The sequence below is a fragment of the Dokdonia sp. Hel_I_63 genome, assembly GCF_007827285.1.
Classification (GTDB): domain Bacteria; phylum Bacteroidota; class Bacteroidia; order Flavobacteriales; family Flavobacteriaceae; genus Dokdonia.
Genome location: NZ_VISD01000001.1, coordinates 1,569,948 through 1,584,369, shown reverse-complemented (window position 1 = coordinate 1,584,369; position 14,422 = coordinate 1,569,948). Strand labels below are relative to the sequence as shown.

Here is a 14,422-nt window from a genome sequence, read left to right as displayed (position 1 = left end):
ATCTTGAGGGTTTTTTATTGGAATTATGTGATTACTATTCTTGGTATAAATACAAAGATGAAGCTCCAGCTAATTCATTGTTTACTGCTGGTGCAAGGTCTCCTCCTGCTTGTACGCTTGCAAATGCTAGTACTCTTCCTCCTCCATTTGCTCTCTCTGCAATATATACGATATCGTTTACTGCGTCATACTCTGCACTAATTGGATTTCCTAAGAACGTAGCTGCTCCTGCAACTCTTACTTGGTTTCCAGCTACGGCTAGTGTTTCACCATTTTCAACAGCGTCAAATTTTGAAGCAAAGTTTGAAATAACGTGGAAACCACCATCTGAATCAACACCTGCATCTCCAATATCTGTAAGAATCATTGTACCATCAGTTTCTGCAATACCGTGTGTTCTTACAATTCCTTCTATAGTAATTCTCTTACTCGCTGAAACAGTTGCATCTGCACTGTTATCTAAAAAGTCTTCAAATTCTGCTACATCAGATGTTTTATCAACTACTGCATATAGAGAAGATCCCACAAACTCAATTCCCCATAAAGCAAATTCAGTTGTTACCGTGTTTCTCAATGTAAAGTTTCCTCCAGATTTTTGGAAGATAAAGATTCTACCATCTGCTGTTGCTGGATCTCCATCTACATCTGCATTGTCTGAAACTACGTAGAAATCACCACTTACGGCAAGATCACGTGGGCTTACTAATACTGCACTACTACTTACTGTTGCAGTAAGGTTTACTCCTGCAGTAGAAAGTAGTACGTTTCCGTAAGCGTTTAATTGTAGTCCTGATCTAGATGCCTGAGTTACCTCATCACTAGAACCATCATAATAGATACCTTCTGCATCTGTAGAAACTGTTCCAAAGCTAGCAGCTGTAATATTTGATGTATCTCTCACATCATACACCGTTACATCACCATCACTATTACTTGATGCATAAAGTTCTGCACGTGAGTCTGCAGTTACAACAGTTGTTCCTCCTTCATCGTCAGATGAACAGCTTGCAGCTACTAATGCTGCTCCTAAAAGTAATCCACAAATTTTTATTGATTTCATAAACGTAATTTTTAAAGTTAAATTGATTATTGTTCTGCATATGTACGTTGAAAAAAGGTTGAAAGGTTTTCTAGGAATACGAGATTAACACAGTTTAACGATTAACACACCTATTTGGCTGTCATTTAACGAGCGCAAAATTTATTTATTAACAATAATTTTATGAATATGGCCTCCTCATTATTAAGAATATAGCGACCCGTATTTGAGCGCCCAAATATTACTAACAACAATAAATAGTTAATTTTTTGTTAATTACTTGACAGGCTATTTCACCAATTAAAATTTGAGTTTATGTTTGCCGCGCAAAATAAGTTCGTTCAATCGAGCTTATTGCCTACTCTAAAATGAAAAACGATTTCATATTCGGGCTTAGGATGATCACAAAGTCTAATCCAAAAGCTGCCCAAAGATTTGGGAACCGAATGTTATGGCCGGCTTGTAACATCAATATCGCTATAAAGCGTTTAGAAGAATTTGCATTCTCTCCATTTACTGTATTTATTTTCCGCATCTGAGGTTCATAGAATTAACTTTTTCTTAAAGGGAATATCTCCCTCATTTCTATACCTTTTATACCTTACACATTTAAAACTAATTAATGAAGACCAAGTACATTGATCTCATCGAGCAGACGTATTATTTCCCACAAGAGGAATTTAACCTTAATAAAAACCACTTAGAGTTTCATGGCATAGACCTTATGAAACTTGTAGAGCAATACGGTGCACCACTTAAGTTTACTTATTTACCTAAAATCTCTGATAACATACAGCGAGCAAAAAAATGGTTTGCAGATGCTATCCAGGCAAATGGTTATGAAGGAAGTTATAACTATTGCTACTGTACAAAAAGCTCACACTTTAAGCACGTGCTTAACGAAGCACTTTCTAATGATATACATATCGAGACTTCGTCTGCATTTGATATAGATATTGTAGAGAGTTTAAAAGCTGCGGGAAAAATCACAGACGATACATACGTAATAAGCAATGGGTTTAAACGTGAGAGGTATGTAGAAAACATTGCTCGTCTTATTAATAACGGGCATAAAAATGCAATTCCGGTAATTGACAATTACGAAGAGATTGACCTTCTAAGCAACCAGATTAATGGCAAATTTAAGGTAGGAATTCGTATAGCATCTGAGGAGGAGCCTAAGTTTGAATTCTATACTTCAAGACTTGGAATAGGTTACAAAAACATCGTTCCATTCTTTAATAACCAGATTAAAAATAACGAGAAGGTTGAGCTTAAAATGCTTCACTTCTTTATTAACACAGGGATACGCGACACGGCTTATTACTGGAACGAGCTCATGAAGTGTATCAAAGTGTACATCAATCTTAAAAAGATTTGTCCGTCACTTGATAGCCTAAACATAGGTGGAGGTTTCCCTATAAAGAACTCACTTGCTTTTGAGTATGATTATGCATACATGATTAATGAAATCATCGCACAGATCAAACAAGCTTGTGATGATGCAGATGTAAAGGTGCCTAACATTTTTACAGAATTTGGCAGCTTTACCGTTGGCGAAAGCGGCGGAGCTATTTATGAAGTACTGTACCAGAAGCAACAAAACGACCGTGAAAAGTGGAACATGATAAACTCTTCATTTATCACAACATTACCAGATACTTGGGCTATAAACAAACGTTTTATCATGCTAGCCGTAAACCGCTGGAATGAGGAATATGAGCGTGTTTTATTAGGTGGTCTTACCTGCGATAGTGATGACTACTATAACAGTGAGCAGCACATGAACGCGATTTATATGCCTAAGTATAAAAAAGATAAACCACTTTACATTGGTTTCTTTAATACAGGAGCATATCAAGAGTCTATAGGAGGTTTTGGCGGACTGCAACACTGCCTTGTTCCTTCTCCTAAGCACATCCTCATTGACCGCAATGAAGATGGAGAGATTACCACAGAAATATTTGCAGAACAGCAAACGAGTGAGCAATTATTAGGTATCTTAGGGTATTAAATACGCTTTCGCGAAAGCAAAATAAAAAATATTAAATCAATTATATAACCACTAACAGTAACAACACCGAGAAAACAATATTCTCACTTTACATCTAACATCTAGTATCACCATGAAAACGTACGCAGGCATACCACAAGAATATGCAGGAGCTGAAAAAGCTAAAATTGTTTTACTTCCAGTTCCTTATGACGGAACTAGTACTTGGGGCAAAGGAGCAGACAAGGGTCCTGAAGCATTTTTACATGCTTCTGAAAATATGGAGCTTTACGACATAGAAACTGAAAGCGAAGTTTACAAACAAGGGATACACCTTGCAGATCCTATCAAAGAAAATACATCACCAGAAGCAATGGTGGAAGCTGTACACAAGATTGTAAAGAAAAACATTAAACGTAACAAGTTTGTTACCATGTTTGGTGGAGAGCATTCTGTATCTATAGGTGCTATTCGTGCATTTAATGAAACATTTGATAATCTTACGGTATTACAACTAGATGCGCATGCAGATTTACGTGAGTCTTATGAAGGTTCTACTTGCAATCACGCTTGTGCCGTGTATGAAGCAAACCAAACTACAAATCTTGTACAAGTAGGAATACGTAGTATGGATGCCATTGAAAAAACAGTGATGAATGAAGATAATGTTTTCTTTGCTCACGAGATGGCAACAGACGATTACTGGATGGATAATGCGATTGAGGCAATGACAGAAAATGTATATGTAACATTTGATCTAGATGCCTTTGATCCATCTGTACTTTCTGCTACTGGAACTCCAGAACCTGGAGGATTATTCTGGTATGAAACGTTAGACTTCTTACGTCGCGTGTTTGCAGAGAAGAATGTTGTAGGTTTTGATATTGTAGAGCTTTGCCCTAATGGAAATAGCAAGCCTTCTGAGTTTGCAGCGGCAAAATTATACTACAAAATGCTTAGCTATAAGTTTGAGCAAGAAGATGCTGGAGAAGAGTACGAAGTAAGCGGATTACAAGAAAAAAGCAAAAAAATTAATCAAGAAGAAGACGATTATAATGACTAATAAAGGAGCAATATCACAATTTATTGAGAAGTACTATCTACACTTTAACTCAGCTGCGCTAGTAGATGCTGCCAAAGGGTATGAAGCACAACTAGAAAAAGGATCAAAAATGCTTGTTTCTCTTGCCGGAGCAATGAGTACTGCAGAGATAGGAAAAATCTTTGCAGAGATGATACGCCAGAAAAAAGTGCATATCATTTCTTGTACAGGTGCAAACCTTGAAGAAGATATCATGAATCTTGTGGCTCACAGTCACTACAAGCGTGTACCTAACTATAGAGATCTTACTCCTCAAGATGAGTGGGATTTACTAGAAAAAGGACTCAACCGTGTTACAGACACATGTATTCCAGAAGAAGAAGCTTTTCGTCGTATTCAAGAGCATATCGTAAAGATATGGCAAGATGCAGAGGCTGCTGGTGAGCGTTATTTACCGCATGAGTACATGTATAAGCTGTTACTTTCTGGAGTATTAGAGCAGTACTACGAGATAGACATCAAGGATAGCTGGATGTATGCAGCTGCAGAGGCAAACTTACCTATTATCTGCCCAGGTTGGGAAGATAGTACTATGGGTAACATCTTTGCGAGCTACGTGATGAAAGGCGAACTTAAAGCTACGACTATGAAGTCTGGAATTGAGTACATGACATTCCTTGCAGACTGGTATACAGCAAACTCAGAAAAAGGAATCGGTTTCTTCCAGATAGGTGGAGGTATTGCTGGTGATTTCCCTATTTGTGTCGTGCCTATGCTTTATCAAGATATGGAGCGCACGGAAACTCCTTTCTGGAGCTATTTCTGCCAGATAAGTGACTCAACTACTAGTTATGGATCTTATTCTGGAGCGGTACCTAATGAAAAAATCACTTGGGGAAAACTAGATATGGATACTCCTAAATTTATCATTGAGAGTGATGCGACTATTGTAGCGCCATTAATCTTTGCTTACCTCTTAGATATGTAAATAAGGTGTCTCAACACATCTTTAATAATAAACGCATAATGAAAAAACCAAGTAACCTAAGACGCGTCATTGTAGACTATGCAAAACTCAATGATGATATATTAAATTTACTAGTAGCAAAGTATCCAGATGGATATGAGTCTCATCATATTATCTCTTTTAAAAATGCTCAAGGTGAGATGGTAGATTGTGTAGAAGTAACTACAGAAGACACCTTGTACCTTGTTAAAGTAAGTAAGCGCCTAGTTGTGGCGATGGAGGACTTTGACCAAGATGAGTATGACGATGATGATACGGATGATGACGATCTAGATCTCGATATAGAAGACGAGGATCAAGAAGAACGAGAGGATTAAAAATAATTGCAATTATTTAAAAAAAATGTAACACCTTTTGTAACATTCTTATCTCCCACTACGTATAAGGTATAGGGTAAAATCCTAGATTGGGAAATCTATTTGATAGTGGTCGCACACGCGGCAATTTTAAATTAACAACACTTTTTAATTTACACTATTATGAAAACAATGTTTATTGCCCTTTTTACAGTGGTTACACTAGCTCTTAATGTACAGACAACAGATAGCGTTACCGCTACTTTTACTGGCTATGCAGAAGGTACGTTCTATTTTGAAGATGCAGATGAGCTTACACATTCTTTTGATGCCATGAGTGATGCTGCTGCAAAGCAATTTGATCTTACTACTGAGGCGTTTCAAGGGCAAATGTTTAAAGTAACGTACACTACAACTTCAGAGATTAATGAAGATGATGAGGAGTATGAAGTACTTTCTATTACTGCTCTTGAGTTAATTAAATAAGCTCAATAACTTTATAACCATAGGGCAGTTGGTAATACCTTCTGCCCTATTTTTATGGATTTAATGTACGCTTTCGCGAAAGCGGTATTCCCTCCACACTAAGTAGCACTCCACAAGTTTAAGTTTTAAAATTATGAATCTTAAAGACGGTGTAAAATCATCAGACAATAAAGTATCCTCAGAAGCGATGGCACTTAGTCTGTTTGTAAAAGACACCACAAAATCACTTACAGACCGTTTAGAATCTTACGAAGACATTATCAACTTAGAAGTAGGCGATACGGGTCTTACAAGAGCAAAATCTCTTGAACGTGAGTTTGATATTAGACAATTATACATCAAATACGAGGGTGATAACCCTACGGGAACACAAAAAGATAGAATTGCCTTTGCACAAGTTTATGATGCGCTGCGCAGAGATTTTCACACCATGTCACTCGCCACCTGCGGTAACTACGGTGTCGCAGTTGCACTTGCTGCAAAGTTAGGCGGAATTGCTTGTAACATTTACATCCCAGAGTCCTATCACACAGATCGTATCATAGAGATGGAACGTCTAGGAGCTACGATTTTTAGGCTACAAGGTAGTTATGAGGAGGTAGTTACTGCCAGCAGCAAACTAGCACAAGAACATGAATGGTATGACGCAAATCCTGGAGGTGCAAACACACCGTTACAGATATCTGCATACTCACAAATTGCTGTAGAGATTGTAGATGAGCTGGGTGATGCGCCACAGTATTGTGCTGCTCCAGTATCTAATGGAACTTTATTTGCTGGGATTTATAGAGGCTTTGTGAGTTTATACAAACGAGGTAAAACCTCTCGCATTCCTAAAATGATTGCAGCTTCTTCTACAGGTAAAAATCCTATTATTCAATCTCATAAAGAAGGACTAGACCACTGTCGTGATCTTGATCCAGATAAGATTAAAGAAACTAAGTACAATGAGCCACTTATAAACTGGCACAGCTTTGATGGAGAGGAAGCTCTGTATGCTATCCAGCAATCTGATGGAAAAGCATTTAACATTAGTGATAAAAAAATGCGAGAGATGAGTACGCTCCTACTTAAAAAAGAGGGACTACGCATTCTTCCTGCATCAACTGCTGGGCTTATCGCTCTCTTAGAACTTGATGAGAAGGAGAACCTCGCTCCAGATCGTTTTGTAGCAGTACTTACCGCAAAAAATTAACTACTACCAGCAGTCGCTGGATATAACTTTAAAACATACCTGTTTAGTCAGGACACATATATGAAAAAATCAATAGATGGAAATGCTCTTGTATACTGTCAAGGCGCTTTTAACACTCCAAACGGAAAAACTGCTCACGGCTTAGTGCGCTTTACAGAACGTTATAATGTCGTGGGAATTATAGATAGTACGTATACTGGCAAAGATGCTGGCGAAGTGCTGGACGGGAAACCTAATGGAATACTAATTTTTGAAAACATCGAGACTGCTATTTCATCATTACAAGGCGAAAAAGAGTTTCCTAAATCACTTGTGATCGGTCTTGCGCCTGATGGTGGGCGTCTTCCTAAGGAAGCAAGAGCAACTATTGCAACAGCGATTAAACAAGGCTGGAATATCGATAGTGGTCTGCATGATTTCCTTACTAATGATGAGCATCTTGTAGCGCTAAGTAAGGAGCACAACATTCAAATACGTGACGTGCGTAAAACTCCAGATCGCGACACCCTTCATTTTTTCTCCGGCGAAATAGAAAAAGTAAACTGCCTTAAGATTGCTGTTTTAGGTACAGATAGCGCTATTGGTAAACGAACAACCTCATGGTTAATCGTACACGGACTACGCAACGGCGGAAAAAAAGCGGAGATGATTGGTACCGGTCAAACTGCGTGGATGCAAGGAGCAAAATACAGCATGGTAATGGATAGCTGCATTAACGACTTTGTGTCTGGAGAGATAGAGCACGCAGTAGTGAGTGCATACAATAATGAGCAACCTGATGTAATCGTGATAGAAGGCCAAGGAAGTCTTATGAACCCAGCATACCCTGGAGGATTTGAAATACTTGCAGCTGGAAGACCAGATTATGTAATCTTACAACACGCTCCTACACGTCTGGAATATGATGGATTCCCTGGCTATAAATTGCACACATTACAAGAGCAGATTAATGCCATCGAGGTAATCTCTGGCAAGAAGGTCATTGCGGTGACAGTAAACCACGAGAATATGACACCAGAACAAATTGAACCAGCTTGTAAAGCGATTACAGACGAGACAGGCCTTCCCGCTTTTGATGTACTTGCTCATGGCGTAGAAGGGTTGATAAAGGTTCTTGAACAACACATTAAGTAATCAATGAAAATCACAAACGTTAGTTACGAGCGGCTAGAACTTACACTCACTGCACCTTATACGATTGCTTATGAGACTGTATCGCAGGCAACTAATTTTATTCTCAAAATAGAGACAGACAGCAACAACATAGGTTTAGGTTGCGCTGCTCCAGATCTTGAGGTAACTAAGGAAACTGGTGATGATGTGGCTAGAGCGCTAGACCTTGTGATCATTCCATATCTTAAAGGTAAAAATGCACTCAACTATGCGCGCATTCTTGATGAGTTAAAACCACTGCTCAGCGTTATCTCCTCTGCGCTGGCGATGGTGGACATGGCGTTGCTAGACATTGCTTCAAAAAAGATGAATGTGCCGCTTTATCAATTTTTAGGCGGTTATCGTGATAGTATTGCAACGAGTATTACAATAGGTATTTTAAGTGTAGAAGAGACTTTGAAGCAAGCTCAAGAATATGTAGACCAAGGATTTACAATTATTAAGCTCAAAGGAGGATTATCGCTGGAGGAGGATGTAGAAAAAATACACCGCTTGCGCGAAAATCATCCACACCTCACCCTACGTTTTGATGGAAACCAAGGCTACACCGTAGCGCAAGCTGTGACATTTGTTGAACAAACAAGAGCGTCTCGCATAGAGATACTCGAACAACCTACCCTAGTCGCAGACGAAGAAAAACTAGGAGAAGTAACGAGAAAAGTTCACATCCCAGTTATGGCAGATGAAAGTTTAAAATCACTGAAAGATGCCTTTAGACTTGCTCAAAACAGCCGTATGAATATGGTAAATATCAAGATTCAAAAGGTAGGTGGCATTATGGAAGCAATGCATATCAACTCTGTAGCGAGAGCTGCTGGACTAGAAGCAATGATAGGCTGTATTGATGAGTGTAGACTTGGCATTTCCTCAGGATTGCACTTTGCATTATCTCGTCCTAATACAGTGTATGCAGATCTTGATGGACATCTAGATTTTGAGAATGATCCTTTTAAAGGATTGTTTAGCCTAGAGAAAGGAATCTTAAGACCTAATGGAAAAGCTGGCTTGGGATTGAGTGATTTTTAGGGAATAATTCTAACTGTAAAAATAAGCGTCTATTGTGATTCATACTTATCGCGGTAGACGTTTTTATTATATTGAGATTTACAAATAAGCAGCAACTTATCAATCACTTAAAGATTGATCGTGTTGATTATTCGGATTATGTCATAATTGTCAAGTATCAATTGGTAAATATCATTCTTCAATATCATAAAATCTAAGATTCCATAAACCCCACCACATCATGACAGCTTCGGCTATCATTCCTGCGCCGTATTGTGGTGACCAGCCATCTAGAATGGTGCTGACTAGCCTTCCTCCTGCGAGACCACCCATAAATAGTATGTTTACTATGGTTGCAGATCTCCAGTGGTTTTTATTAATAATACCATAAATCCAGTAACCACCAAAGGCGATGTAGATTCCCATAATCGCTCTAAAGATATTCTTGAGCTCTAAGTCTCGAACTTCAAAACCAAATATATAAGGCAGTATAACACTGGGATGCGCTCCATAAATAAATGACATGGCTATCACAATACATGCAGATAGCGCTAGTTGTAAATTTTTAGGGAGCCTAGACATTATCGATTAACGAGACGTTTTGCAATACGATCTTTTGCCAGTTGTAAGATAGTATGAAACTGATCTTCAATATTAGTTTCTGTATTGTCTATCTCAATAGCATCGGCTGCTTTTACGAGTGGAGAATCTTCACGAGTAGTATCTATGTGATCTCGCTCTACTACGTTAGAAAGTACTGCTTCGTAACTCACTTTATCACCTCTTTCTACAAGCTCATTGTAACGACGCTTTGCACGCTCCTCTGCACTAGCAGTCATAAATATTTTAAGCTCAGCTTTAGGAAATACTACGGTACCTATATCACGACCGTCCATCACGATTCCTTTTTCTTCTCCCATGCGTTGCTGCTGCTCTACAAGTTTAGCGCGCACTTCTGAGATGGTAGCTATAGGACTCACAAAGGAAGAAACTTCTAGGGTTCTTATGTACTTCTCAACATTCTTCCCGTTAAGACAAACCTCTGCTTTTCCAGAAGCGGTATCTCTTGTAAATGAAATCTCGATATCATCAAGCCTTTTTACTAGAGTTTCTTTGTCAAAAAAACCGTCGGAAATAAGGCTATTTTCCATTGCATATAAGGTTAGTGCGCGATACATTGCTCCAGTATCTACGTAAATGTATTCTAGCCAGTCTGCAAGTTGTTTGGCTACTGTACTTTTTCCTGTGGATGAATATCCGTCTATGGCAATGGTAATTTTCAAGAGTATGTGTTTTACACAAAAATAGGAAAACGTATGCTAGTGCTTACCATATAGATTTAAAGATTATTTCTACTAGTATAGATGAGCATACTCGCTTCTTTAAATGGAAGAAAGCGACAGCATGACTCGCTAGCCCCGATTGCAATGAAAATCCCGCAGTGTAGCGATAGCGCAACGAGGAATTGTAATGAAAAACGGGAAACCACCTTGCAAATATGCACAAAATGGACTGCTCCTAAAATTGAAAAGAATTATTGTAAGTCGATGCCTAGACCAAAAAAACTACTTGCCGCAGCGCTGTTGTAACGAGCATATGCATAATTGAAACGCATCTTGTTAATCTTGATTCCAAAGCCTGCACTGATACCAGCAAAACTACGCTGATTGATAATACGCAGCTCTTCACTCCTGCGGAAGTTGTAGCCCAGTCGCACGTTAAAACCACCTTTAGGAAACAACTCTACGCCTACAATCGCGTGACGAATTACATTATCGAGAATTCCTATTTTTTCTGTGGTGGTATTGCCGTCAAGATCTGTGGTACCTCTAGCTTCATTTTCGAAGGCGATGTTCCATAATTGAAGGTTTTCTAGCGTGACATGCCAGCGTATAGGCACGTTAGGTAAAATCTGAGAAATACCAGCGTCTACCTCTAGCGGAAGCTTCTCAAAAGTATCTACATAGGGTGTAAACTGGGTTCCTATATTACGTACCACTAATGCTGCATTGAGATCCCAATCTTCGTAATTATAGGTAAGTCCAAGATCTATCGCTCCTCCCGCCGAAGAATACTCGGCTAATGTGGAGGTGATTAATTTTACGTTTGCCCCTACGTGAAAATCTGTGTACGGAATATTAAGCGCGTAACCCAATGAAAGCGACGCCTCACTACCACCAAAATCTCCAGTAGAGTTCCCATTCTCATCCCTACCATCAAAGGTTCCATAATTTACGTAAGTGATTCCCGCATGCAAGACCTGCGTGCGTCTATCCCATAAATAGGCATAAGATGCCGTCCCATAATTGATGTCTGCCAGATAATTTACATAGTTTACAGAAAGCTGATTATCCATCCTATAATTAATGTTGGCTGGATTATAGAGCGCAGAGTCTGGGTCGTAGTCGTAGTTTGTAATGATTTTCCCTCCTAAAGCAGCTTGCCTGGGAGATGACATCAAATTGAGAAACTGATAGGTAGCACGTCCTCCTAACTGGCTATAAGCCGTTAGTGAACACGCAAACAACAATAAAAAGAGTCTCTTTTTCATTAATCAGTACTGCATCATGATACATAACGATTGCAATGATAGTATATTTTGAGAGGGATGGGAAATAAATAGAACTATAGGATAAAGAAAAAGGGAAACTCGTAATGAGTTTCCCTTTTATAATTTTTACGCTTTCGCGAAAAATTGACAATCTAACCTTAAGCTAGTGTTTTAGCATTCTTTACTTTTTGCTTAGTAAGTGCTAGTTCTAACACCTCGCTCATGTCACTTACGTAGTGAAATGTTAAGCCTTTTAAGTAGTCTTGCTTGATCTCTTCTATATCACGACGGTTTTGCTCACATAAGAGTATTTCCTTGATTCTAGCACGTTTGGCAGCAAGAATCTTTTCTTTAATACCACCTACAGGCAGTACTTTTCCTCTCAGGGTAATCTCACCCGTCATCGCTAGATTTTTCTTCACTTTACGTTGTGTAAATAAAGAAACTAAAGATGTAAGCATGGTAATACCTGCACTAGGACCATCCTTAGGAGTTGCTCCCTCTGGTACGTGAATGTGCACATTATAATTATCAAAAATGGTAGGCTCTAGTCCTAAAACCTCTGCATTTGCTTTAATGTACTCCATCGCTATGGTAGCACTTTCTTTCATCACTTTACCTAAGTTTCCTGTGATAGATAGTGTTCCTTTACCTTTTGATAAAGCAGATTCTATAAATAAGATATCTCCTCCTACTCGTGTCCACGCAAGCCCTGTAACTACTCCAGCAACTTCGTTATTTTCATATTTGTTACGTTCCATTTTTGGAGAGCCTAGTATCTCGATAACATCTTCATTAGATATTTTCACATTATACTCCTCTTCCATCGCAAGGTTTTTTGCCCCGTAACGCACCATTTTTGCAACTTGCTTTTCTAGTCCGCGCACTCCAGACTCTCTTGTATATCCTTCTACAATTTTTTCTAGTTGTGGCTTTGCTATTTTAAGCTGGTCATCTGTCATACCATGCTCTTTAAGCTGCTTTGGTAATAAGTGACGTTTTGCAATCTCTGTCTTCTCCTCTATCGTGTATCCAGTAACGTTTATAATCTCCATACGATCTAGCAGCGCTGGCTGTATGGTATTTAAACTATTTGAAGTTGCAATAAACATCACTTTAGAAAGGTCATAACCCATCTCAAGGAAGTTATCGTGAAACTCACTATTCTGCTCTGGATCTAGCACTTCTAGTAATGCAGAAGACGGATCTCCCTGACTTCCTGTACTTAATTTATCAATCTCATCAAGTACAAAAACTGGATTACTAGTTCCTGCCTTGCGCAAGCTCTGGATAATACGTCCTGGCATTGCTCCTATGTACGTTTTTCTATGCCCGCGTATTTCAGACTCGTCACGCATCCCGCCTAGACTTACTCGTACATACTCACGACCTAACGCTTCTGCTACAGATTTACCCAGTGAAGTTTTACCTACTCCTGGAGGTCCGTATAAACATAAAATAGGCGACTTCATGTCGTTACGTAATTTTAGTACCGCTAGGTATTCTATAATACGCTTCTTCACATCATCAAGACCGTAATGATCACGGTCTAAAATTTTCATCGCACGTTTTAAATCAAATTTGTCTTTAGAAAACTCATTCCAAGGAAGGTCTAAAAACAAATCAAGGTAATTGCGCTGTATGCTATACTCAGCTACCTGAGGATTCATGCGTTGCATTTTTGAAAGCTCCTTGTTAAAGTGCTTCTCTACTTTTGCATCCCACTTCTTTTTCTTTGCACGTACACGCATTTCTTCTAGATCATCCTCAGAGCTAGCTCCACCCAATTCTTCTTGGATAGTCTTCATCTGCTGGTGTAAGAAATACTCACGCTGCTGCTGGCTCATATCATTTTGAACCTTGCTTTGAATATCATTTTTGAGCTCCAACTTCTGGCGCTCCATATCCATAAACTTGAGCGTTTCTAGCGCGCGTTTATGTAAGTCATCTATATTGAGTAGCTCTTGCTTCTCTGCAACAGAGAGGTTCATATTTGAACTCACAAAGTTGATTAAGAAAGAGTCACTCTGGATATTCTTAATTGCAAATGAAGCCTCCGAAGGAATATTTGGAGAATCTTGGATAATCTTAAGCGACAATTCTTTTATAGAATCGATAACTGCTTTAAAACCTTGATCACCTGCTTCTGGGCGTACTTCTACATATTCCTTAATAGTAGCCTTCATGTAAGGCTCTACTTGCGTTACTTGATCTACTTCAAAGCGTTTTTTACCTTGGATAATAACTGTTACGTTACCATCTGGCATTTTAAGCACACGTAAAATACGCGCTACTACACCTACTTTATGAATGTCATCTTCACCTGGGTTTTCTACCTCTTCATCTTTTTGAGCAACTACTCCTACTACTTTCCCACCTTTATTTGCCTCATCTATAAGCTTTATAGAAGTATCTCTTCCTGCCGAAATAGGAATGACTACTCCTGGAAAAAGCACGGTGTTGCGCAAAGGTAAAATAGGCAAGCTCTCTGGAAGCTCCTCGTTATTAATTGCCTCCTCGTCTTCTGGAGTCATTAAGGGGATTAATTCTGCATCTCCATCTATCTCTTGCAGTGACAATCTGTCTAATGTTGTAAATTTTGGTTTTGCCATATA

13 protein-coding genes are annotated in these 14,422 nt (G+C 38.9%); 8 read left to right on the top strand and 5 right to left on the bottom strand.

All coding sequences use genetic code 11. From position 1 onward, the window contains the following. Positions 1 to 34 precede the first annotated feature (34 nt). Positions 35 to 1,060, bottom strand: a complete 1,026-nt coding sequence (locus JM84_RS07010; protein ID WP_144783380.1) for a hypothetical protein — start codon at positions 1,058 to 1,060, stop codon at positions 35 to 37. A 601-nt stretch (positions 1,061 to 1,661) separates the two neighbouring features. On the opposite strand from JM84_RS07010, the gene JM84_RS07005 reads away from it, so the two are divergent. The 8 genes from JM84_RS07005 (at position 1,662) to JM84_RS06970 (ending at position 9,277) form a co-directional block, all read left to right on the top strand. Further along, positions 1,662 to 3,053 carry an arginine decarboxylase gene (locus tag JM84_RS07005; RefSeq protein ID WP_013749753.1) on the top strand — a complete coding sequence of 464 codons (1,392 nt, stop codon included), beginning with the start codon at positions 1,662 to 1,664 and terminating at the stop codon, positions 3,051 to 3,053. Between the two features lie 112 nt (positions 3,054 to 3,165). Further along, entirely contained in the window at positions 3,166 to 4,095 is a 930-nt protein-coding gene (speB, locus tag JM84_RS07000) for an agmatinase (protein WP_013749754.1), read from the top strand. Beyond that, positions 4,088 to 5,062 carry a deoxyhypusine synthase family protein gene (locus JM84_RS06995; protein WP_013749755.1) on the top strand — a complete coding sequence of 325 codons (975 nt, stop codon included), beginning with the start codon at positions 4,088 to 4,090 and terminating at the stop codon, positions 5,060 to 5,062. Before speB ends, JM84_RS06995 begins: the two co-directional genes overlap by 8 nt. A 38-nt stretch (positions 5,063 to 5,100) precedes the next feature. Continuing rightward, the gene (locus JM84_RS06990; RefSeq protein WP_013749756.1) at positions 5,101 to 5,418 is read left to right on the top strand and encodes a hypothetical protein; all 318 of its coding nucleotides are present in this window, start codon (positions 5,101 to 5,103) and stop codon (positions 5,416 to 5,418) included. A 162-nt stretch (positions 5,419 to 5,580) separates the two neighbouring features. Continuing rightward, positions 5,581 to 5,883 (top strand): hypothetical protein, encoded by a 303-nt coding sequence (locus JM84_RS06985; RefSeq protein WP_013749757.1) that lies wholly within the window; start codon positions 5,581 to 5,583, stop codon positions 5,881 to 5,883. A 133-nt stretch (positions 5,884 to 6,016) separates the two neighbouring features. Next, positions 6,017 to 7,078, top strand: coding sequence for a pyridoxal-phosphate dependent enzyme (locus JM84_RS06980; RefSeq protein ID WP_013749758.1), 1,062 nt, complete (start codon positions 6,017 to 6,019; stop codon positions 7,076 to 7,078). Positions 7,079 to 7,138: 60 nt separating this feature from the next. Beyond that, entirely contained in the window at positions 7,139 to 8,212 is a 1,074-nt protein-coding gene (locus JM84_RS06975) for a DUF1611 domain-containing protein (RefSeq protein ID WP_013749759.1), read from the top strand. 3 nt (positions 8,213 to 8,215) lie between these two features. Beyond that, positions 8,216 to 9,277: a mandelate racemase/muconate lactonizing enzyme family protein gene (locus JM84_RS06970; protein WP_013749760.1), complete on the top strand. Its 1,062-nt coding sequence runs from the start codon at positions 8,216 to 8,218 to the stop codon at positions 9,275 to 9,277. A 171-nt stretch (positions 9,278 to 9,448) separates the two neighbouring features. Here the strand turns inward: JM84_RS06970 and JM84_RS06965 are convergent, their stop codons facing one another. The 4 genes from JM84_RS06965 to lon form a co-directional block, all read right to left on the bottom strand. After that, positions 9,449 to 9,838 carry a DUF4345 domain-containing protein gene (locus tag JM84_RS06965; RefSeq protein WP_013749761.1) on the bottom strand — a complete coding sequence of 130 codons (390 nt, stop codon included), beginning with the start codon at positions 9,836 to 9,838 and terminating at the stop codon, positions 9,449 to 9,451. Next, positions 9,838 to 10,539, bottom strand: coding sequence for a (d)CMP kinase (gene cmk, locus JM84_RS06960; RefSeq protein ID WP_013749762.1), 702 nt, complete (start codon positions 10,537 to 10,539; stop codon positions 9,838 to 9,840). The genes JM84_RS06965 and cmk overlap by 1 nt, the downstream gene beginning before the upstream one ends. A gap of 251 nt (positions 10,540 to 10,790) precedes the next feature. After that, positions 10,791 to 11,807 carry a type IX secretion system protein PorQ gene (gene porQ, locus JM84_RS06955; RefSeq protein ID WP_013749763.1) on the bottom strand — a complete coding sequence of 339 codons (1,017 nt, stop codon included), beginning with the start codon at positions 11,805 to 11,807 and terminating at the stop codon, positions 10,791 to 10,793. Positions 11,808 to 11,965: 158 nt separating this feature from the next. Next, on the bottom strand, positions 11,966 to 14,419 hold the full coding sequence (gene lon, locus JM84_RS06950) for an endopeptidase La (protein ID WP_013749764.1): 2,454 nt from the start codon (positions 14,417 to 14,419) through the stop codon (positions 11,966 to 11,968). Positions 14,420 to 14,422: the final 3 nt, after the last annotated feature.